Here is a 22,477-nt window from a genome sequence, read left to right as displayed (position 1 = left end):
AACCGCCTGCGGATGGTCCTGATGGGCGGCGCTGTGGCCGCCCTTCCGGTTGCGGGCCTCGTCACGGCCACCTCGGCCTCCGCCGCGTCCTCCTCGACCTGGGACTCCGTCGCCCAGTGTGAGAGCACCGGCAACTGGAACATCAACACCGGCAACGGGTTCTCCGGCGGGCTGCAGTTCACCCCGAGCACCTGGGCGGCCTACGGCGGCACCCAGTACGCGTCCTCCGCCGCCCAGGCCACCAAGGGCCAGCAGATCGCGGTTGCCGAGAAGGTCCTCGCCTCCCAGGGCCCCGGCGCCTGGCCGGTGTGCTCCGTCAAGGCCGGCCTCACCAAGGGCGGCACCCCGGCCCAGACCGACACCACCGCCCCGGCGAAGTCCACCAAGCAGGCCGACCAGAGCACCAAGGCCGCGCCGAAGAACGACACCCAGGCCGCCTCGCGCGGCACCGAGCGCAAGCCCGTCGAGAAGACCGCTCCGGCCGCGCCGGTGCAGAAGAGCACCGGTGGCAGCTACACCGTCAAGAGCGGCGACACCCTCGGCGCCATCGCCGCCGCCCACGGCGTCAACCTCACCACCCTGTACAGCAACAACGCCCAGGTCATCGGTGGCGACATCGACATGATCCTGCCCGGCCAGGTCCTCAGCATCTGACCCACGGTCAGAGCCGGCAGACCACGAAGCTCCCCTTCACCGACCCCGGTCGGCGAAGGGGAGCTTCGTCGCGTCCGTGACCTGCACCTGGCCTGGCCGCCGGTCCTCGGCGAGGTCGGTGAAGGGGATCGGGCAGCAGGCAATCCCGGCGCACCGGGTGAGGTCGTCGCAGCCGGCCTCGAGCGCGGTGGTCAGGGCTTCGCGGATGGTGGTGAGGTCGGCGATCTTCTTCTCGACCTCGGCGAGCTTGGCGCGGGCCCGTTCCTGGAGTCCGGGGACGGGGCGGCCGTGGCGATGGCGGCCGGTCTCCAGCAGCTCGGCGATCTCTTCCAGGGTGAAGCCGAGCCGTTGGGCGGCCTTGATCACCCGCAGGGCGGTGACGGCCCGTTCGTCGTAGAGGCGGTGGCCGCCGGGGGAGCGGGTCGGCTCCGCCAGCAGGCCGCGGCGCTCGTAGTAGCGCAGGGTCTGGACGTTCACCCCGGCCGCAGCGGCGACCTGGCCCGAGCGCAGCCCTTCGGCGCTCACGGCCGGCCGCCGTCGGCGCGGATCCGGTCGTGCAGGGCGGTCAGCACCGCCTCGTGGGATCGGTCGACCGCGACGCCGAGCTGCACCTCGCCGTCGACCGGGGTCACGGTGAAGGTGAAGAACGAGCAGCACCCGCTCTCCCGCCCCGCCAACTCCCGCACCTGCTCCTCGATGCCTTCGCCCCCGGCGAGCAACAGGTTCAGCCGGAGCCGGTCCGGTCGGGAAACCGTGGTCAGGCGGTCGGCGAACAGCGCGTCCCACTCGGCCACCCGCAGCGGCTGCTCCACCGTCGGCAGGGTGCACGAGGCCGGCACCCAGTTCAGCTCCGTCATCGGCCCCGCTCCTCGTGTCTCCCCGTACGCGGTGCACGCCGGGGACGTCTACGACGGTAAACCCGTACCTGGGTACAGGTGGCAAGCTCGGCGTGAGGCCGCCGCGTCCGCCCCACGAGCCCTTCGCCCGGCCGGCCGAGCGGGCCGGTGAGTCCTATGGGATCGGTCGGCCCGGAGATCGTGCCCAATTGGTGCTTGTGGTGCGGGTCTTGTGCTTGCGAGCATCGCGACTGCAGCACCGCCGACCGGGCGGAGCCGTAGCCTTCGCCGTGTGAGGTGAGGGGCTCTCGCAGGTCGACGCGGTGTCGTCCGATGACGCGCTCGACCGCTTGGGCCAGGTTGTTCAGCAGATGCCAGGCATCCGCCACCTGCACGGCCTACGGGGCTCCAGCCTGGGCCCCCTCGCGGAACGAGCCGGCACGGTCGCGGCAGACGACCCGGACCTCCGGATGGTCTCGCAGCCAGGTGGCGAAGGTGCTGGCGGCCCGGTTTGCCAGGACGTCGACAGGGCGACGGGTGGTCACGTCGACGAGGATTGTCGCGTAGGTGTCAGTGGACACGCCGAGATGACTCTGGCGCGGATTCCGTGAAAGTCGCCCACAGGTGTTGCCAGTTGGCAGTCACGGCGAGCTACACCGAGTCAGTTGCCGGTCGGGGCCAGGTTGTCGCGGGTCTCCACGTACGCACAGAGTTGCGTCCAGGTGGAGACCGTCCGGCCGTTGGGGGACGGGGGCGGTGGCGTGTGGGCGTGCTCGCCGACCAGGATCAGCCCGGCGTGCTCGCGTGCGGTTACGCCGTCGTCCGCGATGATCACCTCGGTCCGCTTCCAGCTTGGGTGGTAGCGCCGCTCGGGGATCTCCGCCAAGTGGGCTGCCTCCGGCAGGCCGGGCCCTGGATGGTCGAGGAACCGGACGACCGGGCCCGTCGAGCAGCCCACGTCCGCAGTGCCGACCACCCGGATCAGGTACGGTTGCCCGCTCCTTGCCCGGTACGCGTACACCCGGCCGGGGACGGTCCGCGCCGGTTTCGGGCGGCGGACACGGACCGGACGTGGTTCGGGTTGCGGGCTCTCCAGGCGGGCTCGGAGCCGTTGCAGGACGGCAGCACGTCGGCGTACCTCCGCGGCCCCGGCTTCCTCCCAGCGTTCCAGGTCGCCGCCGGCATCCAGCACGGCAAGGGCTTCCTGCCGGGCGGGCTCGCTCAGCCGACCGAGCCTGAACTGGGTGTCCGCCAGTGTCAGCCGCACCACGACGTACTCGTCCGGATCGGAGAGTTCCTCGGCGAAGGCATTCAGCACCCGTGCCCGGGCTTCCTCCGCATCCGCTCCCGCTTCCAGAGCCTCGCGGTACGCATCACGGACATCGCACGCGGTGTCGTCCGAGTACAGCCCGGTTCCGTACGTTCCCACGCTCTTCTGTCCTTCCGTCCGCTCACCGTCGGCCTCGGCCGGAACCGCTCGGAACCCGGCATATGAGCGGTGACCTGCACGAATTTTCACACCCCGCCATCCCGGACCACCACCCAGCCCGCACAGGGCGCGGACCGTCCTGGGAGGCGACTCCTGTAAACGGCCGGGGCGCACGTTCCGTGAAAGCCACCCGGGGATGCTGCCAGTTGGCGATCATGACGAGTGTCTGTTGCTGACCTTCTGGCCGTCCTGTTCCCTCAGTTCGCGTTGTTGCACGTCGAGTTCGTCGGATCGGCTGGCCGGTCGGTCCGTGTTCACGCCCGGGGCCGGACGGCCGGCGCGAGCTGCCCGGGCTGTGGGGCCTGGTCCGAGCGGGTTCACAGCGGTCACGAGCGGTGGATCGGCGGCACCGCGGTCTGCGGGCAGGAGCTGGTGCTGCACCTGCGGGTCCGCCGGTTCTTCTGCGACAACGCGGAGTGCGGGAAGCGGACCTTCGCCGAGCAGATCCCGGGCCTGACGTTCCGGTACGGCCGGTGCACGGTGCCGTTGCGGAAGGTCCGTGAGGCCGTCGCCCTGGCGCTGGGCGGCCGGGCCGGTGCCCGGCTGGCCGAGCACCTGGCGGTCGGCGTCGGCCGGGACGCTCTGATCCGCCTGATCCGCGCGCTGCCGGACCCGGCCACCGAGTCGGTGCGCGTGCTCGGCGTCGACGACTTCGCCTTGCGCAAGGGTCACCATTACGGCACGGTCCTGATCGATATTGAAGGCCGCCGTCCGGTCGATGTCCTGCCCGAGCGGTCCGCCGACGGCCTTGCCGCCTGGCTCACCGAGCACCCCGGAGTCGAGGTGATCTGCCGCGACCGGGCCCGCTACTACGCTGAGGGCGCGGACCGCGGTGCCGGCACCGCCACGCAGGTCGCGGACAGGTTCCACCTGTGGCAGAACCTTGGCGAGGCGGCCGAGCGAGCCGTCGCCCGCTTCCGCCAGCAGTGGGTGTCGCCCGCGCCTGAGACGGAGGAAGTGGTGCTGCCCGAGGTGGCCGACGGGCGGCGGGTTCAGCGAACCCGTGCGCGGCATGCGGCCGTGCACGCGCTGGTGAGCTAGGGCGTCCGCCACAAGGAGATCGTCGCCGAACTGGGCCTGGACCCGAAGACCGTCCGCAGGTTCATGCGCGCGGCCACCCCCGAGGAGCTGATCGGTTCGCGGCCCAATGGCCGGCAGAGCAGTCTGGACGGCCATGCCGCCTACCTGATCGCCCGCTTCAACGAGGGCTGCTACAGCGCCGACCGCCTCCACCGCGGACTGACCGTCAGCGAGCGGACCGTGCGCCGCTTCGTGCACCGGTTGCGTGAGAACGCCAAGCCGACCACCCACACGCCGATCCCCAAGGTCCGCGAGGTGACCTGGCTGATCCTCACCCACCCTGACAACCGGTCAGAAGCTGACCGCGTCGTCCTGAAGGAACTCCGCGACCGCAGCCCAGACTTGGACGCCGCCTGCGACCTCGTCACCCGGTTCGCCTCCATCCTCGTCAACCGCCGGAGCCGGGAAGAACTTGAGCAGTGGACCGCGGATGCCGAGAGCAGCGTCCTGCCTGAACTGCGAAAGTTCGCCACCGGTCTGCGCAAGGACTGGGACGCCGTCCTGGCCGGCCTCACGCTCCGCTGGAGCTCCGGCCCGGTCGAGGGGCACGCCAACCGCATCAAGATGATCAAGCGCCAGATGTTCGGCCGAGCGAAGCTCGACCTCCTCCGCAGGCGCGTGCTCCTCACCCGGCCGTGAGGGCTGGGCAGTCAGTCAGGGGACTGCCCTATCGCCACAGGTCAGCTCCGTCACGCCCACTGGGATCCATCGTGAGGAGATCCTCGTGCAGACCCGCGAGGACGCGCCCCGTCGGAGAGAGGTCCTCCCCGGTCTCCATCACCCTCCAGCCGACATCGACGCCCGAGGCGTTCACATCACCGCCGGCGTCAAGCTCGTCAAGCGTCGTGAACACCGCCTCATAGGCCACTGCCCGAGCCAGGAGAACCAGGTCGGCCCGGTCCGCGCCGGCGGCAAGGAGCCGCTTGGCGGCTGGGAGTTGATCGAGCGCACCCGGATCGGCCCAGTCGTTGATTGGACTTCGCCACAGGCTTCGGAGCAGCATGAACCGGGCGAGCTGCGGCAAGTCCTCGCTCAACTCGGACCTGACCCAGTCCGCAGCGTCAGCCGTACCAAGAGCATCGAGTTGGGCACGCAACGACAGCGCCAGGGCCTGCGACTTGGCATACAGGCCATTCAGCCACGCCTGCCACTCTGTCTGGGGATCACTCACCGCACCAGCATGCCCTATGGCCACCACGGGCTGACCAGGGGATCGCGCCGATCACGGGACTCGCGCCAGAGCCGCCGAGATCCGTTCTGACGGTCAGTCGAATGCCTTGTGGGCAGACATCTGATCTCCCTGCCCGGTGTGACAAGTAGTCACCTGGTCAGGCGAACGCACGCCGCTGTGGGCTGGGTTGGTCAGGCCTCGCGCATGACGCCGTCCCGGTAGTCCTGGAAGGCGTGCGAGCTCGTGGCAGCGTCGTGCGAGGCAAGGAAGATGCCCTCGGCGATGTCGAGGACCCGGCAGCCGGCCGCGTCGGCGATCCGGAACACGGCCCTCAGGGCGTCACAGCCGGTGCCCCGGACGTGCAGCATGATCGATTCGACGGGGTCGTCGGAGCCGATGTTCACCTCGACGGACCAGGCCGGGCCGGCGAGGTGTCCCCAGGCCGGATCGGTGAGGTCGATGCCGGGGATCCGCTCGCGCAGGGCGACCGCGACGTGCTCGCGTGAGCCCAGGGGGTCGGAGCGGAAGTCGTCCGGGAGCTCATCGACCGCGGTGATGATGTAGTGGTGACCGTCCCCGCAGCAATCACCGAACACCCTGGCCAGGGCAGAACGCTCTTTTCAGGCTTTCCTGGCCGCCCGGCTGCTCTTCTGGAAGCTGCGCACCGGGAACAGATGGTAGGACCAGGGGAATGCCTTGACATATCCAGCTGCTGCCTCAAAATGTGGCTTTGCCCGGTCGTGCTGTCCCGTGAGTGAATACCAGAAGGCGCAGTAGTTGTGCAGTGCGTGCTGGCCTTCGGTGTTCCTGTGCTCAAGCCATCCGTCGACGGCCTTTTCGATCGTGTTTCGTATGGAGTACTTGGCAGTCACCCCGAGCCGCTCACTGGCGGGGGCGTCGAACCAGAGCTCGATGTAGGCCTGCACGATGTTCAGGTGCACGGGCGATCCGGCCGGAGCGGTGCTGCGCTGCTCCTCGATGGCGTTCTGCAGCACCGGGAACGGGGTGCCCCACTTCGGGGACAAGGAGAGGACCATCTGCTCGTTTCCGTGCAGGTGAGCTGGACTGCGGCGGTCCAGTTCGGCGAACCGCTCCAGCGTCCGGCGGGGGCCGATCTGCTGGCCTCGGGCCATGTGCACGAGAAGGACCCATGGCAGCGGGTCCTCGGGAGCGTAACCTGCGGCTGTGTAGCAGATCTGCTCGGCGCCGTGGAGGGTGTCCCGGAACCCGCGGAACGCGGCTTGGTCCGTCTGGCTGGCCCGCGCATACCCGCGAATCTGCCATGCCCTCAGAACCTCATGGGCTCCGCGAAGCGTCCAGGAATTCGCGTCGTCTGCCAGGTTCTCAAACGAGTGCTGGAGTGAGGTGGGGATTTCCGTCCCGTGCAGACGCACCAGTTCTTCGGCCGCCACGTAGGCAATATCAGCCCTGACGTTATGGTCGGAGAAATCTGCCATCGCATGGACCACGGATGATGTGTCGCCGCGCCGGATGGCATCGCGGGCGGCTATCAGCTCCGTGCGGCCGTAGGTTCGGTCCAGCCGAGCAGTTCGGAATGGCAGGAGCAGCGTTCTGATCACCTCGGAAGGATAGACACAAGGAGCGCATGAACGGACTCCACCCCCCCACCTCCGTCTCGCCGCTGCCAGTGCTGGGCCCTGGTGGCGATTGGGCCGGGCGGGACGGTGGCCAGCACTGGCAGCGGTGACTGCTCGGCAGGAGCCGCACCGCGCTGACCGTCGAGCAGGACGGCCCGGGTGAGCGTGACGGCTTGTCAAACTGCTGGCTGGGGCGGCCCGGCCCTGGGGGCCGGAGGTGTCACAACCGTGGGCGAGGATGTCTCCCATGACGATCTTCCCGGTCACAGTCCCCGCGTCCCTGGTCAGCGCCACCGGTCTGGAACCGGAAGCAGGCGACTGGCGCCGTGCGGTGCGGCACGCCGTGGGTACCCCGGACGGTGAGACGTACGTACTCAGCGGTCTGTGGCGGCAAACCCGCTATGGCGGGGTCGACGACGGCCGGGACTTCATCTGCCAGTTGATCACCCGTCACGGCCCGGACGGCGACACCCGGACCACCGCCGTGATCACGCACGAGGCGCCGGGCGGTGCCGGCCCGACCTCGACGGTCCGCCGCAGCGAGAGCCTGACGCTGCTCCCCGACGGGACGCTCGTGCTGAGCGGCAAGCCCGGCAACACCCACCTGTTCACCCCGGAACTGGACCGGCTGCTGGCCGCCTGGCACATGGACGATCGGCCCAGCTGGAGCGACGAGCCGCAGACCGACGACCCGTTCGCCGCCACCGTCTCCGTCACCCCCGGCGGGCGGCTGCTGTGCCTGACCTCCGAGCACCGCCTGGAGAACTGGGGCTACCCCCGCGGCAACCTGATCGCCGTCTCCGCACCCGGCGACCACCTCGCCCCGGGCCACAAGCCCGTCCTGCGGGCGATTGCCACCCTCAAGGACTCCACCAAGCGCCAGACGGAGAACGACGCCATCGCCCACGTCCGGTACGGCGAGGACCCGGTGCTCTTCGACAACCGGCCACTGCCCACACTCACCGAGACGATGTCCGCGCGGTTCGGCCGCAGCTACTTCCGGGAGGACGGCGCCTTCCTGTCCCGCCCCGTCCCGCTGGCCGACGACCTGTACGCCGTCCCCGTCTTCGGCGGCACCTACCGCTCCGGCAGCCGCGGCCAGGCCTTCTCCTTCACTCTCCTCGACGACCACGGCAACCACCAAGGCGAACTCGGCGGCCTGGACCTGCACGCCGACAGCCCCTACAACGGCGCCCACTACCGTCTGACCGCAGACCCGCACCGCGGCCGCGCCTTCCACCTCAACCGCTACGGCCTCTACGCCTGGACCGCCGACGGCACCCTGCACGCCAAACTCCCCACCGACCGGGCCCCGTTCAAGGCCCTCACCAACTTCGAACTCCTCACCGCGACCCCCACCGGCGACCTCCTGCTCACCCACACCAAGCAGCACCTCATCCTGCGCATCCCGATCCCCGCAGACCTCACCGAACTCCCCACCGCCGTCACCGAGGCCCTCGCCGGCCTGCCCAAGGCCCGCAACGCGGCGAAGAAGCGCCACACCCCCGTCGTCAACTGGCTATGGACCGAGAACAGCAGCACCGTCCACCACCTCTGACCGCCTCCGGAACCAGGCCGAGCAGCTCGGCCGTGCCATCGACCCGCCCTGGGCCCGCCTCGCCGCCGCCTACCTCGCCTCCCCTCAACGCGGCGCTGCTTCGGGGCTTCGGGCTGGGGAGGAGGGGGATGCGGGTGAGGAGCGCGGATACGACGTCCGGCTGCGCGGCCCGACCACGCAGGGTTTGCCCGGTGCGATTCGGGTGGTGCTGGAGCAGCGCTGAGCGGGAGCTGTCGTACCAGCCGCCCGTCAGTCGTAGTCGGCGCTGGGAGACGGACCTCGGCGGTGCGGGCGGCCGCGGTCCGGCCGGGTTGGCGGCGGCCGGTGCGCGGCTGAGGGACGGTCAGGTCCAGTGGACGGCCGAGCCCGTTCACCACCCGTCACCGCCTCGGCCCCAACCAGCCCCACACCCTCACCGCCCGGCACAACGTTTCCCTGTGGCGGGGTGAGGTGGGGGACGTGGCGGGCGCTGTGGCGGTCTTCGAAGAGCTGCTCCCCGAGGTTCTGCGGGTGATGGGCCCCGGCCACTACGGCACCCTCGCCACACGCAGCCACCTCGCCTACTGGCAGGGACGGTCGGGGGACGCGGTCAACGGGTGATGACACCTTCGGGTGTAGGGCGCCCCGGCGCCGGATGACTGTGGCGCCTTGAGCAGGCTGTTCCACCAGCCGCCGCGGGTGATCCTCCCGCAGATCAACCGGGCGATGGGAGTGCGACCGGCAACAGCTCGGCAACCAGATCCGCTCGACTGGGCTGCGGCTGCCCGGCTGAGTGGGCGCCGCGGTTCCGGAGAGGCGGCCCGCTGCCCTCGGCCGAGTTCGCCGACCGGGCCTGGCCTGTGGGCACGGGTGTGGCTACGGCTGGCTGGCCGGGTGTCAGGCGTGGGCGGTGGGGCGGCGGTTGGCGCGGAGCATGTGTCCGAGGAAGGAGGCGTTGACGAGGGCGGCGGCCAGGGCGAGGGCGAGCATCACGGCCGGGGCGGCCACGGGGTTGTCCCAGAGGAGGAAGTGGGCGGGGATGGTGAGGATGCCGATGGGTGCGGTGACGACGAGGAGGTACAGGCCGGAGAAGGAGAGGTCGTGGGTGGTGAGGGCGGAGTGTACGAAGAGGCCGGCCACGGCCGCGACGACGGCGAGGTAGGCCAGGGAGAGGGGGTTGTCGAACGCGGGGGCCAGCAGGCTGCGGATCCGGCGGAGGCGGGCGGTGGGGGCCATGGTGTGGTCGTCCTCGGGTCTTCGTGCGGGTGGGGCGGTTGCGAGAAGAATGGATCACCGGGTGCCGCGGGGGCCTGAGTAGCCGTACTCAACCCGGCCCGTGCACGAGGCACGTCGCGCGAGGCCGCGTGCCAGTCGGCGAGGCGGCCATGCTGCGGATCCAGCGCTGGCGGGCGGCCCGGGATGCACGGCGTCGGAGGCCGGCGCTTGGAGTCGGGCCCGTACCTGGGCCTGTGGCACAAGCGGCTGTGGCAGGCCTACTTGGACACCATGGTGACCCTCGGCGTTGAGGCCGACCTGGCCGACACCGACCCGTTGGAGTTCCTCAAGCCGATGGCGGCCATCGAGGACGGTCAGAGCGACGTCGCCGAGCTCGCCTTCGACGCCGGATCAGCCCGCTTGAAGCAGCGGTCAGACCTCGGCGAGACCCGTCGAGCTCAGTCGTCGTCGTTCGGCAGCCAGTCGGTGGGGTGGGTGGGGGCCAGGCGGCGGACGACTTCGGCCAGTTCGACGCAGGCCTGTTCGAGGCGTAGGTGGGTGCTGCGCTGCTCGGCGACGATGGCGGAGAGCAGCAGGCCGGTGAGGGCGGCGCAGGCGTTGAGGGCTTGGAGCATCACCATGTCGGCGACCAGGCCGTGGTCGGCGAACGGGCCGGCGTGGTGGGTGGCCGCCGTGATGGTGAGGACCGAGACGATGGCCACGCAGGGTGCGGCGCCGGGGAGTTGGAAGCGGAGGGCGGCCCAGATCAGGAAGGGGAAGACGAGGAAGAGCACGCTCAGTTTGGTGGAGGTGGCGATGACCGTGACGGTGGCGGTCCCGGCCAGGAGGAGCAGGGGCTCGGCCCAGTCGAGGAGGTCGGGGTCGTCGGGGAGGCGGACGATGCGCAGGGCCAGCAGCAGCGGGGTGACCACCAGGACCCCCATCGCGTCGCCGGCCCACCAGGCCGACCAGGTGGGCCAGAAGCCGCCGTCCGGCAGGCTGTCGCTCAGCCCCAGCACGGCGACGCCGATGGTGGAGCTGATGAGCATGGCGGCGAAGGCACCGAGGAAGACCAGCGCCATTCCGTCCCGCAGGCGGTCCAGCTCGGTTCGGAAGCCGACCCGACGGAGCATCAGGTAGGCGGCGACCGGGGCGAGGGTGTTGCCCGCGACGATGCCGATGGAGCCCCAGCGCGGGGTGCCGCCGGAGGCGATCACCAGGAAGGCGCCGAGGGCGACGCCGGGCCAGACCCGGAGCCCGAAGAGCAGCAGGGCGGCGAGCGCGATGCCGGTGGGTGGCCAGAGCGGGGTGACCCTCGCCCCGCCGATCACCACCTGTTGCATCAGGCCGAGCCGTCCGGCCGCCAGGTAGACGGCGGTGACGGCCAGCAGGAGCCCGCCGGTGAGCGCCAGGCGGCGGAGGTCGCGGGTGCGGGGAGTGGTGGGCAGCGGCACAGGAGCCATCACACTACGGCCGGGCGGCGGACCGGCCGGTGACACGCGCGGAGAGGGGGTCCGCGGGGTGGCGCACGGGCAGGCGGGTGGCGCACCTGCGGGTGGGTGGCGCACCGGCGGGCGGCTGGCGGGGAGCGGTCAGGCGGGCCGGGCGCCGGCTCAGCCGTGACGGAGCACCAGGACGGCGGCGTCGTCGGTGTGCCCGGTCAGTTCGGCCACCGCCAGCAGCTCGGTCGCCAGGTCCTCCGGGGCGGCCCGGCCGCGCTCGCGCAGGACGGCCGCCACCCGGTCCAGACCCGCCTCGATCGGGAACTGCGGCCCCTCGACCACCCCGTCCGTGACCAGGGCGACCACGCCCGGCCCGGTCAGCCGGTGGCGGTTGACCGGGTAGCGCTGGCCTGGGAGCACGCCCAGGGGCGGTCCGCCCTCGTCGTCGTGGTGGTGCACGGCTCCGTCCGCGTCGGCCCAGACCGGCGGGACGTGGCCGGCCCGGGCGTGCCACAGGTCTCCGGTGGCCGGGTCGTAGCGCAGGAAGACGCAGGTCGCGAAGCGCCGGACGGCCATGGATATCAGCAGGTCGTTGGCGCGCGAGAGCACCTCACCGGGGTCGGCGACGGTGCTCGCCAGCGCGCGCAGGCCGACCCGGACCTGGCCCATCACGGCGGCCGCCTCCACGTCGTGGCCCTGGACGTCGCCCAGTGAGAAGGCCACCGAGCCGTCCGGGAGCAGGAAGCCGTCGTACCAGTCGCCGCCGATGCTCAGGCCGTTCCGGGCCGGGGCGTAGCGGGCGGCGGCCCCGAGGCCCGGCACCTGGGGGAGCGCGGAGGGCAGCAGCTCGCGCTGCAGGGCCTCGGCGAGCTCGACGCGGGCCTTCTGGAGCTCGGCCTGCTCCAGCGCGGACGCGGTCAGCCGGCCGAGCTCGGTCAGCAGGTCGTCCGCGCTGCGGCGGGCGGGGTGGCGGCGTCCCGTCATCGGCCCTCCGGCGGCGTGTGGTCGAGGTGGCGAGAGCCAGCCTATGTCGACCGAACGGGGGATGGCTGCCCGGTGCGGTCCGGTGCCGGGGAGGCCGTGGCGGACCGTAGTGCGGTGGTCACGCCAGGCTCACCACCGCTGTTCCTTCACCACGGCGCGGACGGCGTCGCGGAGCTGGTCGCGCTGGGGCTGGAGGGCGCGGTCGAGGGCGGGGGCGAAGGGGAGCACGGTGCCGTCGGGGCGGGTGATGCGGCGGGGCGGGGCGGTGAGGCGCATCTGCTCGGCGGCCGTGGCGAGGACCTCGGCGCCGATGCCGCAGCTGCGGTTGGAGTCGTCGATCACCACCAGGCGGCCGGTGCGCTCCAGTGAGGCGGCGAGGGCGTCCCAGTCGAAGGGGTACAGGGTGCGCGGGTCGAGCACCTCGACCGAGATCTCGGGGGCGAGCTCCTCGGCGACGGCGAGGGCGTCGTGCACCAGGTGGCCGACCGCGACCACGGTGACGTCGGTGCCCTCGCGGTGGATGCGGGCCTGGCCGAGCGGGATCGGGGCCAGGTCCCAGGTGACGGTCTCGCGGACGGCCAGGGCGGCGGCCGGGGCGAAGACGACGACCGGGTCCGGGTCGGCGACGGCCGAGCGGAGCAGCCCGTAGGCGTCGGTCGGGGTGGCCGGCACCACGGTCTTCATCCCGGCGTGGGCGAACAGGCTGTAGGGGTGGTCGGAGTGCTGGCCGGCCCAGCCGTCCCGGGAGCCGGAGCCCGGCACCAGGCAGGTGAGCGGGACGGAGGCCTGACCGCCCGTCATCAGGGAGAACTTGTGTGCCTGGTTGACCAGTTGCTCGAAGACCAGGAAGAGCAGGGAGGGGATCTGGAACTCGATCACCGGCCGCCGCCCGGTCAGTGCGGCGCCGATCGCCATCGAGGTGAAGGCCTGCTCGGAGAGCGGGGTGTCGACGATCCGGCCGGGGCCGAACTGCTTGAGCAGGTTGAGGGTGGGGCCGGCCATGCCGGCGCCGATGTCCTCGCCGAACACGCAGACGGCCGGGTCCTCGGTGAGGGCGTCGGTGAGGGCCCGGTTGAGGGCCTTGGTGTAGGAGAGCCTCATGCCGGCACCCCCGGGCGAGGGCGCAGGCCGTCGGCGTAGAGGTGGTCCAACGCGCCATCGGGCGACGGGAGTTCGGAGGCGAGGGCGAAGTCAGAAGCGGCGGCCAGCTGGTCGGCGACCGAGGCGTCCAGCTGCGTGGCCAGGCCGGGCGGCAGCAGCGCGGCTGCGCGCGGCAGCGGGTCGAGGCCGCGCCAGCCGTCGACCTCCTCGGGGGTGCGGTAGTGCAGTTTCATCAGCCGTTCCATGGTGTGGTGGCCCTCGTAGCGGTAGGTGCGGCACCGGAGGAATCCGGGGCCGCCACCGGCGGCCGCTCGCTCGACCGCCTCGGCGGCGGCCGCGCGGACGGCCTCGGTGTCCATCCCGTCCACCTCCACGGCCGGGATGCCGAAGGCGGCGGCCCGGCCAGTGGCGCTGCCGGCCACCGCCACCGAGGCGGGCAGGGTGGTGGCGTAGCCGTTGTCCTCGCAGACGAAGAGCACCGGCAGCCTCCACATCGCGGCCAGGTTGAAGGACTCCAGCAGGACGCCCTGGTTGAGGGCGCCGTCGCCGAAGAAGGCGACGGCGACCCGGTCCTCCCCGGCCTGGACGGCGGACCAGGCGGCGCCGACCGCGATGGCGCCGCCCGCGCCGACCATTCCGTTGGCGCCCAGGATGCCGAGCGAGAAGTCGGCGGCGTGCATCGAGCCGCCCCGGCCCTGGTTCAACCCGCCTGTGCGGCCCAGGAGTTCGGCCAGCAGGCGGTCCGGGGCCGCGCCCTTGGCGAGTACGTGGCCGTGGCCCCGGTGGGTGGAGGTGATCCGGTCCTGCGGGCGTAGCGCGGCGCAGACGCCGACCGCCACCGCCTCCTGCCCGATGTAGGGGTGGATGCCGCCGGTGATCGCCCCGGACTTCACCAGGCCGAGCGCGAGCTCCTCGAAGCCCCGGATCAGCCGCAGCATCCGGTAGCGACCGGCGAGGGTCCCGAGGTCGCTCACGGGGTGCCCTGCCAGACGACGGGGCAGATCTCGGGGTCGGCGTAGTCGGGGCGCCCGTCGGCGGTGCGGCGGACCACCACGTCGTGGTTGTAGGAGGCGGGCGTGCCGTCCGGACGGGTGGCGTGGCGGTACTCGTTGGCGCCGTCCTGGAGGTGGAGCGAGACGGCCCGGCGCGGGGTGTCGGCCAGGTTGGCGCCGCTGCCGTGGTAGGTGCGGCAGTGGTGGAAGGAGACGTGGCCGCGCGGGATCTCGACGGGGACCTTCACCACCTCGGCGCCGTTGTGCGCGGCGTTGGCGGCGAGGATCCCGTCCAGCTCGGAGCGGTCGCGCTGGGCGAAGTGCCGGGTGGCGTCCTCCTGCGAGGGGAGCTCCTGCCAGCGGTGGCTGCCGTCGACCATGGTGATGGTGCCGTTCTCCACCCCGCAGTCGTGGAAGGGGATGAAGGCGGTCAGCATGTCGTCGGAGGTCGAGGTGTGCCAGTAGTGCTTGTCGAAGTGCCACGGCACGTGGTTGGAGGGCTCTCCGGCGATCGGGGGCTTGAGGATCAGGGTGGACTGGAAGACCCGGATCTCCTCGGCCCCGGCCAGCAGCGCGGCGACGGCGCCGACCAGCGGCTTGCGCAGGATCGCGGCGATGGCGTCGCTCTCGTAGTGCACGTAGTCGTTGTGCCGCTGCACCGGGCCGTCGGACGGCTGCCAGGCGGCCAGCCGCGGCGGCCGGACGGGGAGGGTGCGGTCGCGGTGGCCCTCGTAGTAGTCCTCGGTGGCGGCCTGGAGGGTGTCGAGCTCCTCGTCGGTGAAGAGCTTCTTCGACAGGTACCAGCCGTGCTCCCGGTAGCCGGCCACCTCCTCGGGCGTGGGCAGCAGGGCGCGCTCGGCCTCGGTCAGGACGAACGCGGGGGCGGTGGTGGTCATGGTGCTTTCCTCTCGGGAGCGGACGGGGCGGACGGGTCGGCCGGCGCGTCAGACGGAGGCGGTGGCGCGCTGGCGCTCGACGGCCTCGTAGAGGGCCTTGATGTTGGCGGTGCCGAAGGTGCCCGCGCCCTGACGCTCGATCAGCTCCAGGAAGAAGGTCCGCCGGGGGTGGGTCGAGCGGGCGAAGATCTGGAACAGCTGGCCGCCGTGGTCCTGGTCCACCAGGACGTCCAGCTCGCGCAGCGTCTCCACCGGGATCGCGGTGCCGCCGAGCCGCTCGGCCAGGGCGTCGTAGTAGGTGCCGGGGGTGGTGAGGAACTCGACGCCGTGCGCGCGGGCGGTGCGCACGGCGCCGGCGATGTCCTCGGTGCGGAAGGCCAGGTGCTGGACGCCCGCGCCGTCGTGGTCGGCGAGGAAGCGGTCGATCTGACCGGCCCGGCGGGTGGTGTCGGGCTCGATCAGGGTGAAGGTGACCTCCCCGGAGGCGCTCTGCACCACGCTGGAGTCCATCGCCTGCTCGCCGACCTCGATGTACTCGCCGAAGATCCGGTGCATTCCGAGCGCGGCCTCGCAGAACCGTACGGCGTCCGCGAGTTGACCGGCCGGTACGCAGATCGCGACGTGGTCGAGCGCGTCCAGCAGGTCGCCGCTCGCGGGGGCGGGGGGCTCCTCCAGCGGGACGAGGCGCAGCGCGGTGTCGCCGAAGCCGGCGATCAGGCGGGCCTCCCGGTCGAGCACCACGGCGCCGTGCCGCTCGGCCCGCTCCAGCGCGGCCTGCGGGTCGGCGCAGCCGAGGGCCAGCGCGGCGACGCCCTCGCCGTGCCGCTCGACGTAGCGGGCCACCGGGTGGTCGGTGTTCTCGCTGGAGTGCAGGCGGACGCGGGCGCTGCCCTGGTGGAGGTGGACGGTGCGCACCGCCGGGTGCCAGGCGGGCTGGTCGGCGTCGCGCCGGAAGCCGTAGGCGCTCTGGAGCTCGACGGCGGTCTGCGCGGCGTCCGCGCAGTGGTACTCGACGTGGGCGATCGTCTGGATGGACAACGGGGCTCCTGTCGGGAGGAGTTGAGAGCGGAGGAGCGGGTGCGGCGGCCTACTTGGCGGCGCTGGTGGGCGTCGGCCCGAAGATCAGGCTGGTGTTGTGGCCGCCGAACGCGAAGGCGTTGCTCAGCGCGTACCGCAGCTCGGCCGGGCGGGCGGCGCCGCGCACGTGGTCCAGGGCGCAGGCCGGGTCGGGGTCGGCCAGGTTGAGGGTGGGCGGGAGCAGGCCGCGGGCCACCGCGAGCACCGAGACGATCGCCTCCAGGGCCCCGGCCGCGCCCAGCAGGTGGCCGGTGGCGCCCTTGGTGGAGCTGACGGCGGGGCCGTCCTCGCCGAACACCGCGCGCAGGGCGGCGGATTCGGCCACGTCACCGATCTTGGTGCCGGTGCCGTGCGCGTTGACGTAGCCGATGTCGGCGGCGTCGAGGCCGGCGTTCGCCAGGGCGGTGCGCATGGCGTCGGCCGCGCCCTCGCCGTCCGGGCGGGGCATGGTCGGGTGGTGGGCGTCGGTGGAGGAGCCCCAGCCGACCAGCTCGGCGTACCCGGCCGCGCCGCGGGCGGCCGCGTGCTCGGCGCTCTCCAGCACCAGCACCCCGCTGCCCTCGCCCAGCACGAAGCCGTTGCGCCGGCTGTCGAAGGGGCGGCTCGCCTGTGCGGGATCCTCCCAACCCTGGGCCAGCGCACGGGCGTTGGTGAAGGCGGCGGCGATGGTCGGGTGCAGGGAGGATTCGGTGCCGCCGCAGACCACCACGTCGGCGTCGCCCGCCCGGATCAGCCGCAGCCCCTCGGCCACCGCCTGGGCCCCGGCCGCGCAGGCCGTCACGATCGCGGTGCTGAAGCCCCGGATGCCGTGCTTGATCGCCACCCGGGCGGTGGCCATGTTGGAGAGCATGCCCGGCAGCAGGTACGGGCTGACGCCGGGTCGGCCGCGCTCCAGCCGGCGGTGGGACTGCTGCTCGAAGGTCTCCAGACCGCCGCCGCCGGTGGCCAGCACCACAGCGGTGCGGCGGGGGTCGACGTCGCGGCCGACCACCAGGCCGGCGTCGGCGAGGGCGTCGTCGGCGGCGGCCAGGGCCAGCAGGACGAAGCGGTCCACGCAGCGGGTCTCGGTGGGCGGCAGCACCTCGGTGCCGTCGATGTGCGGGGCGATCCCGGCGAACGGCAGCCACCCGTGGGCGGCGTGGCCCTCGGGGACGACGACGATGCCGGAGCGGCCGGCGGTGAGTGCCTCGAAGACCTCAAGGGGCTTGCGGCCCAAGGGAGTCACCAGCCCCATCCCGGTGACGACGGCGCCGGGCCGCCTCGCGGTGGCGGTCATCGGGCGGCCGCCGGGGTGGTCACGGCGGTGAGGTAGCGCTCGCGCAGCAGGACCTTGCGGACCTTGCCGGTCGGGCCGAGCGGGATGTCCTCGCCGCCGACCACCAGGACCGAGCGGACGGTGGCGGCGGTGGGCCCGTCGAGTGCGGCGACCACCTCGGCGGTGCGGTCGGCAGCCGGGTCGGCGCTGTCCTCCAGGGTGAGCAGCACGTCGGTGACCACCCGCTCGCCGTCCCGCACCGCGACCACGGTGCAGTCGAGCACGCCGGGGACGCGGGCCAGCACCCGCTCCTCGGACATCGCGGTGTAGAGCCGGTGGCCGTCGCCGAGGTCGACCGAGTCGACCAGACGGTCCACGTGGTAGTAGTAGCCCTCCTCGTCCCGGTACATCAGGTCGCCGGTGAGGAAGCGGCCGCGGAGCCGGGTGCGGTAGGTGGTGACCGAGTCGTTCCAGTAGCCGGGCGCCAAGGTCGGTGAGGCGGTGGCGAGTTCGCCGACCTCGCCGGGGCCGAGCGGTTCGCCGTCCGGGCCGACCACCTCGCAGTCCACGAAGGTGTGCGGGCGGCCGACGCAGCGGCCGTACTTCTCGGTGCCGGGGGCGTGGGTGATGAAGAAGTGCGAGTGGCCCATCTCGGTGGAGCCCAGGCCGTCGACGAAGACCGAGCCCGGCTCGCGGCCTCGGCCCTGGCGGGTGACGGTCTCCCGGGAGCCGGCGGCGATCAGGCGGCGGATGTGCGCCTCGTGCGCGCAGTCCCCGGTGTTCCACCAGAGCGCGACGGTGTCCAACTTCCGTGCGGACAGGTCGTGGTGGGCCAGGTCGGCCCAGGTGGCGGCGAAGCCGATCACGCCGCGCGGCTGCCAGCTCTCGATGGCGTCGAGCACGCCGTCGCCCGACTGGGTGGACAGCAGGGCGAGTTCGCCGTGGGTGCTGAGCGCGAAGTTCACCGCGATGACGGTGGCCGCGTGCGGGGCGGGCAGCGCGGAGAGCATCCGGTCGCCGCCCTGCGGGCGGGGCAGCGTGGCGCGGTGGCGGATCGCCGCGTACAGGCTGGCGTGCGAGTGGACGACCGCCTTGGGCATCCCGGTGGTGCCGGAGGAGTGGGTGATCGCCACCGGGTCCTGGGCCGAGTGCCGGTACGGCGCGGGCGCCGCGTCCGGGTCGCCGGAGCCGAGCTCGGCGGCGTCGGCGAGCACCGGGGCGGCCGGGTCGTGGCCGGCCAGCTCGGCCCGGTGTTCCGGGTCGGTGAGGATGCCGACCGCGCCCAGGCGGGCGATGTAGCGGGCGGCGCGCTCGCCCTCCACCTTGGGGTTGAGCAGGGCCGGGATGGCGCCGAGCCGGGCCAGGGCGAGGAAGGAGAGGACGTGGTCGGCGGCGGCCGTCGCGTACACCACCACCGGGTCCCGCCGGCCGACGCCGAGGGCGTGCAGGGCGGCGGCCCGGGCCCGGACGGCGCGGTCGAGCTCGCGCAGGGTGAACGGCTGCCAGGCGGCGTGCCCGTCCACCGGGGTGTCGAAGGTCAGCAGCGGGTCGTCGAGACCGATGCCGAGTGCGATCCGGGTGGTCAGCACGTTTCCTGCGCCGACGTCCGGGTCGTTCGCCAGGATGTTGCGGATGGTACGGATGCTCACGGTGATGGGTCCCTCCCATGGCGCGGGCCATGTGGGTGCGGTGTACGGCGTCGGGGACGCGGTCGGTCGGGGGGTGGTGAGTTGAGGTCAGGCGGAGGTGACCAGGGCGGCGGTGCCGTGGTCGCCCTCCCCGTCCCGGACGGCCTGCTCGGCGGCGATGACCAGGACCTGGTCGGCGTCGCCGTCGGCGAGCAGTAGGGAAGCCAACTCCAGCGCGTCCGGCGGGAGTTCGCCGGGGGCGGCGGCCTCCCGGGGGCTGATCGCGACCACCGGGCCGGCCAGCTCCCAGCGGGCCGCGATGTGCCCGAGGACGGCGTTGGGGTTGGACTGGAAGAACAGCAGCGGCGGCATCCGGCGCCCGGAGGCGGCGGCGGTGTCGATGGCCAGCGCGGTGGCGCGGTCGCCTCCGGCACTGGCGAGCAGCAGGGCGGTGCGGCCGGCCGGGGCCCGGTCGGGAGAGGCGTCCCGGTGCCGGGTGAGGCAGAGCTCGGCGACCGCCGCGACCAGCGGGTTGAAGGTCGAGGCGATGAAGCCGGGCAGCGGCGGGAGTTGGGCGTCCCCCTCCGGTGGTGGCCAGCTCGCGGTGGCGAGGGTGCGCAGCCCGTCGGTCGGTCGGTTCATGCGGCGGCGACCAGGAGGGCGGTGTTGGCTCCGCCGAAGGCGGAGTTGAGGCTGAGCGCGTGGCCGGGGCGCTCCCGGCGCGGACCGGAGAGCACGAGGTTCAGCCCGATCTCCGGGTCGGAGCCCAGCCAGCCGGCGTTGACCGGGAGCCGTTCGCTCTCCAACGCGCCGATGGTGACGGCGAGTTCGAGCAGCGCGGAGGCCTCCAGGGCGTGACCGTGGACGGACTTGCTGGAGCTGACCGGGAGCCGGTGCAGCCCCTGGCCGAACACCTCGCGCAGGGCTCGCGCCTCGGCCAGGTCGGACAGCGGCGCACCGGTGCCGTTGGCGTTCACGTAGCCCACCTCGGCCAGCGAGACCCCGGCCCGGGCCAGCGCGGCCCGGACGGCCCGGACCACGCCCTCCCCGTCGGGCCGTGGACGGCAGACGTGGTGGGCGTCCCCCGACCGGCCCCAGCCGGCCAGCCGGGCCAGTGCCCGGGCGCCGCGCCGCTCGGCGGCCGTCTCCGCCTCGACGACCACCGCCACCGCGGCGTCGCCCAGCACGGTGCCGGTGCGGCCGGTGCTGAACGGCCGGAGCTCCCCGTCCCGGGCCAGCGCCCGGCCCGCGTCGAAGGCCGCGAAGACGCCCGGCTCCACCAGGTGCCCGGCCGCGACCACCACCCGGGGGTGCCGCCCGGAGGCGACCAGCGCGGCGGCGTCGGCCACCGCCGTGGCGGCCGCCGTGCAGGCGCCGGTGTAGACCCGGGTGACCTCGGGCAGGCCGAGGGCGGCGGCGCCCTTGCTCACGGCCTCGGCCACCTCGCCGGTGCGCAGGTCGCTGTGCAGGGCGAGCAGCAGCAGTGTGTCGCCGCTCCCGGAGGGAAGGCCGGCCTGCCGGCACGCGTCGGCGACGACCCCGGCCACCGCCCGGGCGAGCGGCGGCGCCCCGGGCAGCAGGGCGGCCCGGGTGGTGCCGCGCCGGGACACGTCGAAGCGGGTCACCTCGGTGAAGCCGGTCCGGCCGTGCACGGCCGCCTCGGTGAGCGGTGCGAGCCCGGAGCCGAAGGCGCTGAGCACCCCGAGTCCGGTGAACACCGGTCGGTGGGCCGGTGGTGCGCTGGTGCTCATGAGCCGGCGACCCCGGGGGCGGCAGCGGCGGCGAGGACGGCTTCCCGCAGGACGGCGACGGCGTCGTCCACCGTGCGGACGGCCTCGAACTGTTCGTCGGAGAGGTCCAGCTCGATGGCGTAGCGCTGCTCGAACTCGGCGGTCAGCCAGGTGAGTTCGAGGGAGCCGAGCGCATCGGGGACGCTGTCGGCGGGCCGCTGTCCGAAGGCCGCGAGCATCGCGACCACCTCGGCGCGGTCCGGCAGCACGGGGGAGCTCACGCGGCGCTGCCGGCGGTGGCGGCGGCCTCGGCGGCCCGCCGGGCCACGTCGGCCGTGAACTGGTCGAGGGTCATCAGCGCGGTGGTCTCCATCTCGTCGAGGTCGAACTTGACCCCGAACTCGTCCTCGACCTGCACCGAGAGGTCGGCGAGCGCCAGCGACTCCAGGTCCAGGCCGGCCGGGCCGAGGTCGGTCTCGCCGGTGACCTCGGAGACGTCGTAGTTCATCTCGGCGAGGGCCGCGAGGACGAACTCGTGGATGCGCTCCTGCATGGTGGTACTCCTCGTGCTGTGTCGGGGTGGGTCAGAGTGAGCGGGCGGCCGCGTCGTGCAGGGCGGTGACGTCGCGCACGAGCTTGCCGGTGGCGGTGCGGGGCAGCGCCGGGAGGAAGGAGAGCCGCCGGGGCCGCTTGTAGGCGGCCAGTTCGCGGGTCAGGGCCTGGCGGACGGTCTCCTGGTCCTCGTCCTGACCGGTGGTCAGGAAGGCCTCGATGGCGCCGTCCGCGAAGACCACCACGGCCTCCTGGACCGACGGCAGGGCCGTCAGGGTCTGCTCGACCTCGGTCAGGTCGACCTTGAGGCCGCCGATGGAGACCTGGGAGTCGCGCCGGCCGAGCACGGTGACCAGCCCGGTCGCGGGGTCGACCCGGCCGGCGTCCCTGGTGTGCAGCCAGCCGTCCGACCAGCGGGTGGGGTCGGTCAGGCCGGGGTAGGGCGAGTCGCCCAGGGCGATGTGGAGTTCGCCGCCGTCCTCGCGCAGCACCGTGCCGTGCACCGGCGCGGCCTGCGGGTGCAGGGCGCCGTCCAAGTCGGTCGCGATGACGCCGAGTTCGGTCATCCCGTACATGGTGCCCAGCGGCACGCCGTAGCGGGCGGTGAAGGCCGCGGGCACCCCGGGGCGGACCAGCTCGCCGGCCACGATCATCCGGCGCAGCTGCGGCAGCGGCGGGGGAGCGGTGACGGCGGCGAGCAGTTCGGCGTGGAAGGGGACGCCGATCACCGTGGTGGGGCGGTCGTCCCGGCCGACGGCGGCCAGGATCCCGGCCGCCGTCATCCGCTCGGGGACGGTCAGCGGCACGTGTGCGTGCAGGCTGTTGAGCAGCCCGCCGACCAGGCCGAGGACGTGCACCACGGAGGAGAGCAGGACCACCCGCTCGCCGGCCTTCGGGAAGGCCGCCAGCCGCCGGTAGCAGTCGAGCTCGCGCAGCAGGTCGGCCGCCGTGCGGGCGATCACCTTGGCGGGGCCGGTGGAGCCCGAGCTCAGCTGGAGCAGGGCGTGGCCGGTCGCGGCCGGGCGTCCGCCCGGGAGGGCGCGCGGTTCGGGGTCGGTCTCGGCGAAGCCGCGCAGGGCCGCCCCCGAGGAGCGGTGCGCGGACTCCACCAGCACCTGGGGTGCCAGCCGCTGGACGGCGAGCGCGACCTCGTGGTCGGTCAGGCGGTGGTCCAACAGGAGCGCCTGCGCGCCCAGTTGCCAGCAGGCCAGCAGCGCGGCGACGTAGCCGAGCGAGGGCG

General features: G+C 72.9%; 25 protein-coding genes. 5 read left to right on the top strand and 20 right to left on the bottom strand.

Going from position 1 to position 22,477, the window contains the following annotated elements:
- Window positions 1-654: transglycosylase family protein (locus ACWEPF_RS36160; protein ID WP_452175938.1), on the top strand; the 654-nt coding region annotated here is incomplete at its 5' end.
- Window positions 655-690: 36 nt separating this feature from the next.
- On the opposite strand, the gene ACWEPF_RS36155 is transcribed toward ACWEPF_RS36160, so the two are convergent.
- The 3 genes from ACWEPF_RS36155 to ACWEPF_RS36145 form a co-directional block, all read right to left on the bottom strand.
- Window positions 691-1,179 carry a MerR family transcriptional regulator gene (locus ACWEPF_RS36155; protein WP_452175937.1) on the bottom strand — a complete coding sequence of 163 codons (489 nt, stop codon included), beginning with the start codon at window positions 1,177-1,179 and terminating at the stop codon, window positions 691-693.
- On the bottom strand, window positions 1,176-1,511 hold the full coding sequence (locus ACWEPF_RS36150; RefSeq protein WP_452175936.1) for a hypothetical protein: 336 nt from the start codon (window positions 1,509-1,511) through the stop codon (window positions 1,176-1,178). The genes ACWEPF_RS36155 and ACWEPF_RS36150 overlap by 4 nt, the downstream gene beginning before the upstream one ends.
- 640 nt (window positions 1,512-2,151) lie before the next feature.
- A complete protein-coding gene (locus tag ACWEPF_RS36145; RefSeq protein WP_452175935.1) occupies window positions 2,152-3,009 on the bottom strand; it encodes a hypothetical protein in 858 nt (285 codons plus the stop codon).
- A 132-nt stretch (window positions 3,010-3,141) separates the two neighbouring features.
- Here ACWEPF_RS36145 and ACWEPF_RS36140 point away from each other — a divergent pair, with 132 nt between their 5' ends.
- Together ACWEPF_RS36140 and ACWEPF_RS36135 are read left to right on the top strand one after the other, a co-directional pair.
- Window positions 3,142-4,020, top strand: a complete 879-nt coding sequence (locus tag ACWEPF_RS36140) for an ISL3 family transposase (protein WP_452175934.1) — start codon at window positions 3,142-3,144, stop codon at window positions 4,018-4,020.
- Between the two features lie 63 nt (window positions 4,021-4,083).
- Complete coding sequence (locus tag ACWEPF_RS36135; RefSeq protein ID WP_452175933.1) at window positions 4,084-4,698, top strand: ISL3 family transposase; 615 nt, start codon at window positions 4,084-4,086, stop codon at window positions 4,696-4,698.
- A gap of 28 nt (window positions 4,699-4,726) precedes the next feature.
- On the opposite strand, the gene ACWEPF_RS36130 is transcribed toward ACWEPF_RS36135, so the two are convergent.
- The 3 genes from ACWEPF_RS36130 to ACWEPF_RS36120 all read right to left on the bottom strand — a co-directional run bounded on the left by ACWEPF_RS36130 (window position 4,727) and on the right by ACWEPF_RS36120 (window position 6,810).
- Window positions 4,727-5,230 carry a hypothetical protein gene (locus ACWEPF_RS36130; protein ID WP_452175932.1) on the bottom strand — a complete coding sequence of 168 codons (504 nt, stop codon included), beginning with the start codon at window positions 5,228-5,230 and terminating at the stop codon, window positions 4,727-4,729.
- A gap of 191 nt (window positions 5,231-5,421) precedes the next feature.
- Complete coding sequence (locus ACWEPF_RS36125; protein ID WP_452175931.1) at window positions 5,422-5,826, bottom strand: hypothetical protein; 405 nt, start codon at window positions 5,824-5,826, stop codon at window positions 5,422-5,424.
- A 24-nt stretch (window positions 5,827-5,850) separates the two neighbouring features.
- Entirely contained in the window at window positions 5,851-6,810 is a 960-nt protein-coding gene (locus ACWEPF_RS36120; protein WP_452175930.1) for a hypothetical protein, read from the bottom strand.
- Between the two features lie 265 nt (window positions 6,811-7,075).
- On the opposite strand from ACWEPF_RS36120, the gene ACWEPF_RS36115 reads away from it, so the two are divergent.
- Both ACWEPF_RS36115 and ACWEPF_RS36110 read left to right on the top strand, forming a co-directional pair.
- Entirely contained in the window at window positions 7,076-8,386 is a 1,311-nt protein-coding gene (locus tag ACWEPF_RS36115) for a hypothetical protein (RefSeq protein ID WP_452175929.1), read from the top strand.
- 459 nt (window positions 8,387-8,845) lie between these two features.
- The gene (locus ACWEPF_RS36110) at window positions 8,846-8,986 is read left to right on the top strand and encodes a hypothetical protein (protein ID WP_452175928.1); all 141 of its coding nucleotides are present in this window, start codon (window positions 8,846-8,848) and stop codon (window positions 8,984-8,986) included.
- Window positions 8,987-9,262: 276 nt separating this feature from the next.
- Here the strand turns inward: ACWEPF_RS36110 and ACWEPF_RS36105 are convergent, their stop codons facing one another.
- From ACWEPF_RS36105 to ACWEPF_RS36040, 14 genes are all read right to left on the bottom strand, one after another.
- A complete protein-coding gene (locus ACWEPF_RS36105; protein ID WP_452175927.1) occupies window positions 9,263-9,601 on the bottom strand; it encodes an SCO4225 family membrane protein in 339 nt (112 codons plus the stop codon).
- A gap of 437 nt (window positions 9,602-10,038) precedes the next feature.
- Window positions 10,039-11,043, bottom strand: a complete 1,005-nt coding sequence (locus ACWEPF_RS36100; RefSeq protein WP_452175926.1) for an MASE1 domain-containing protein — start codon at window positions 11,041-11,043, stop codon at window positions 10,039-10,041.
- Window positions 11,044-11,193: 150 nt separating this feature from the next.
- A complete protein-coding gene (locus tag ACWEPF_RS36095; protein WP_452175925.1) occupies window positions 11,194-12,006 on the bottom strand; it encodes a PP2C family protein-serine/threonine phosphatase in 813 nt (270 codons plus the stop codon).
- A 129-nt stretch (window positions 12,007-12,135) separates the two neighbouring features.
- Entirely contained in the window at window positions 12,136-13,107 is a 972-nt protein-coding gene (locus ACWEPF_RS36090) for an alpha-ketoacid dehydrogenase subunit beta (protein ID WP_449798707.1), read from the bottom strand.
- On the bottom strand, window positions 13,104-14,081 hold the full coding sequence (locus tag ACWEPF_RS36085) for a thiamine pyrophosphate-dependent dehydrogenase E1 component subunit alpha (protein ID WP_452175924.1): 978 nt from the start codon (window positions 14,079-14,081) through the stop codon (window positions 13,104-13,106). Before ACWEPF_RS36085 ends, ACWEPF_RS36090 begins: the two co-directional genes overlap by 4 nt.
- On the bottom strand, window positions 14,078-14,995 hold the full coding sequence (locus ACWEPF_RS36080) for a phytanoyl-CoA dioxygenase family protein (RefSeq protein ID WP_452175923.1): 918 nt from the start codon (window positions 14,993-14,995) through the stop codon (window positions 14,078-14,080). Before ACWEPF_RS36080 ends, ACWEPF_RS36085 begins: the two co-directional genes overlap by 4 nt.
- A 48-nt stretch (window positions 14,996-15,043) precedes the next feature.
- On the bottom strand, window positions 15,044-16,033 hold the full coding sequence (hppD, locus tag ACWEPF_RS36075; RefSeq protein ID WP_452175922.1) for a 4-hydroxyphenylpyruvate dioxygenase: 990 nt from the start codon (window positions 16,031-16,033) through the stop codon (window positions 15,044-15,046).
- 49 nt (window positions 16,034-16,082) lie between these two features.
- Complete coding sequence (locus ACWEPF_RS36070) at window positions 16,083-17,348, bottom strand: beta-ketoacyl-[acyl-carrier-protein] synthase family protein (RefSeq protein WP_452175921.1); 1,266 nt, start codon at window positions 17,346-17,348, stop codon at window positions 16,083-16,085.
- Window positions 17,345-18,976 (bottom strand): class I adenylate-forming enzyme family protein, encoded by a 1,632-nt coding sequence (locus ACWEPF_RS36065; RefSeq protein ID WP_452175920.1) that lies wholly within the window; start codon window positions 18,974-18,976, stop codon window positions 17,345-17,347. The genes ACWEPF_RS36070 and ACWEPF_RS36065 overlap by 4 nt, the downstream gene beginning before the upstream one ends.
- Before the next feature lie 87 nt (window positions 18,977-19,063).
- Window positions 19,064-19,597, bottom strand: coding sequence for a beta-ketoacyl synthase chain length factor (locus tag ACWEPF_RS36060; protein WP_452175919.1), 534 nt, complete (start codon window positions 19,595-19,597; stop codon window positions 19,064-19,066).
- A complete protein-coding gene (locus ACWEPF_RS36055; RefSeq protein WP_452175918.1) occupies window positions 19,594-20,706 on the bottom strand; it encodes a beta-ketoacyl synthase N-terminal-like domain-containing protein in 1,113 nt (370 codons plus the stop codon). Before ACWEPF_RS36055 ends, ACWEPF_RS36060 begins: the two co-directional genes overlap by 4 nt.
- Window positions 20,703-20,966: an acyl carrier protein gene (locus tag ACWEPF_RS36050; protein WP_345281636.1), complete on the bottom strand. Its 264-nt coding sequence runs from the start codon at window positions 20,964-20,966 to the stop codon at window positions 20,703-20,705. Before ACWEPF_RS36050 ends, ACWEPF_RS36055 begins: the two co-directional genes overlap by 4 nt.
- The gene (locus ACWEPF_RS36045; RefSeq protein WP_345281638.1) at window positions 20,963-21,238 is read right to left on the bottom strand and encodes an acyl carrier protein; all 276 of its coding nucleotides are present in this window, start codon (window positions 21,236-21,238) and stop codon (window positions 20,963-20,965) included. The genes ACWEPF_RS36050 and ACWEPF_RS36045 overlap by 4 nt, the downstream gene beginning before the upstream one ends.
- A 31-nt stretch (window positions 21,239-21,269) precedes the next feature.
- The coding region (locus ACWEPF_RS36040; protein ID WP_452175917.1) for a class I adenylate-forming enzyme family protein at window positions 21,270-22,477 on the bottom strand (1,208 nt) is incomplete at its 5' end.

This window comes from Kitasatospora sp. NPDC004289 (assembly GCF_053602875.1).
This window is presented reverse-complemented; position numbering and strand designations above follow the sequence as displayed.

What these genes read in the sequence shown, in the direction of transcription:
- ACWEPF_RS36150 (WP_452175936.1), bottom strand. Translation starts at nt 1,511, where the DNA reads ATGACGGAGCTGAACTGGGTGCCGGCCTCGTGCACCCTGCCGACGGTG.
- ACWEPF_RS36135 (WP_452175933.1), top strand. Translation starts at nt 4,084, where the DNA reads ATGCGCGCGGCCACCCCCGAGGAGCTGATCGGTTCGCGGCCCAATGGC.
- ACWEPF_RS36115 (WP_452175929.1), top strand. Translation starts at nt 7,076, where the DNA reads ATGACGATCTTCCCGGTCACAGTCCCCGCGTCCCTGGTCAGCGCCACC.
- ACWEPF_RS36105 (WP_452175927.1), bottom strand. Translation starts at nt 9,601, where the DNA reads ATGGCCCCCACCGCCCGCCTCCGCCGGATCCGCAGCCTGCTGGCCCCC.
- ACWEPF_RS36100 (WP_452175926.1), bottom strand. Translation starts at nt 11,043, where the DNA reads ATGGCTCCTGTGCCGCTGCCCACCACTCCCCGCACCCGCGACCTCCGC.
- ACWEPF_RS36095 (WP_452175925.1), bottom strand. Translation starts at nt 12,006, where the DNA reads ATGACGGGACGCCGCCACCCCGCCCGCCGCAGCGCGGACGACCTGCTG.
- ACWEPF_RS36090 (WP_449798707.1), bottom strand. Translation starts at nt 13,107, where the DNA reads ATGAGGCTCTCCTACACCAAGGCCCTCAACCGGGCCCTCACCGACGCC.
- ACWEPF_RS36080 (WP_452175923.1), bottom strand. Translation starts at nt 14,995, where the DNA reads ATGACCACCACCGCCCCCGCGTTCGTCCTGACCGAGGCCGAGCGCGCC.
- ACWEPF_RS36070 (WP_452175921.1), bottom strand. Translation starts at nt 17,348, where the DNA reads ATGACCGCCACCGCGAGGCGGCCCGGCGCCGTCGTCACCGGGATGGGG.
- ACWEPF_RS36060 (WP_452175919.1), bottom strand. Translation starts at nt 19,597, where the DNA reads ATGAACCGACCGACCGACGGGCTGCGCACCCTCGCCACCGCGAGCTGG.
- ACWEPF_RS36055 (WP_452175918.1), bottom strand. Translation starts at nt 20,706, where the DNA reads ATGAGCACCAGCGCACCACCGGCCCACCGACCGGTGTTCACCGGACTC.
- ACWEPF_RS36045 (WP_345281638.1), bottom strand. Translation starts at nt 21,238, where the DNA reads ATGCAGGAGCGCATCCACGAGTTCGTCCTCGCGGCCCTCGCCGAGATG.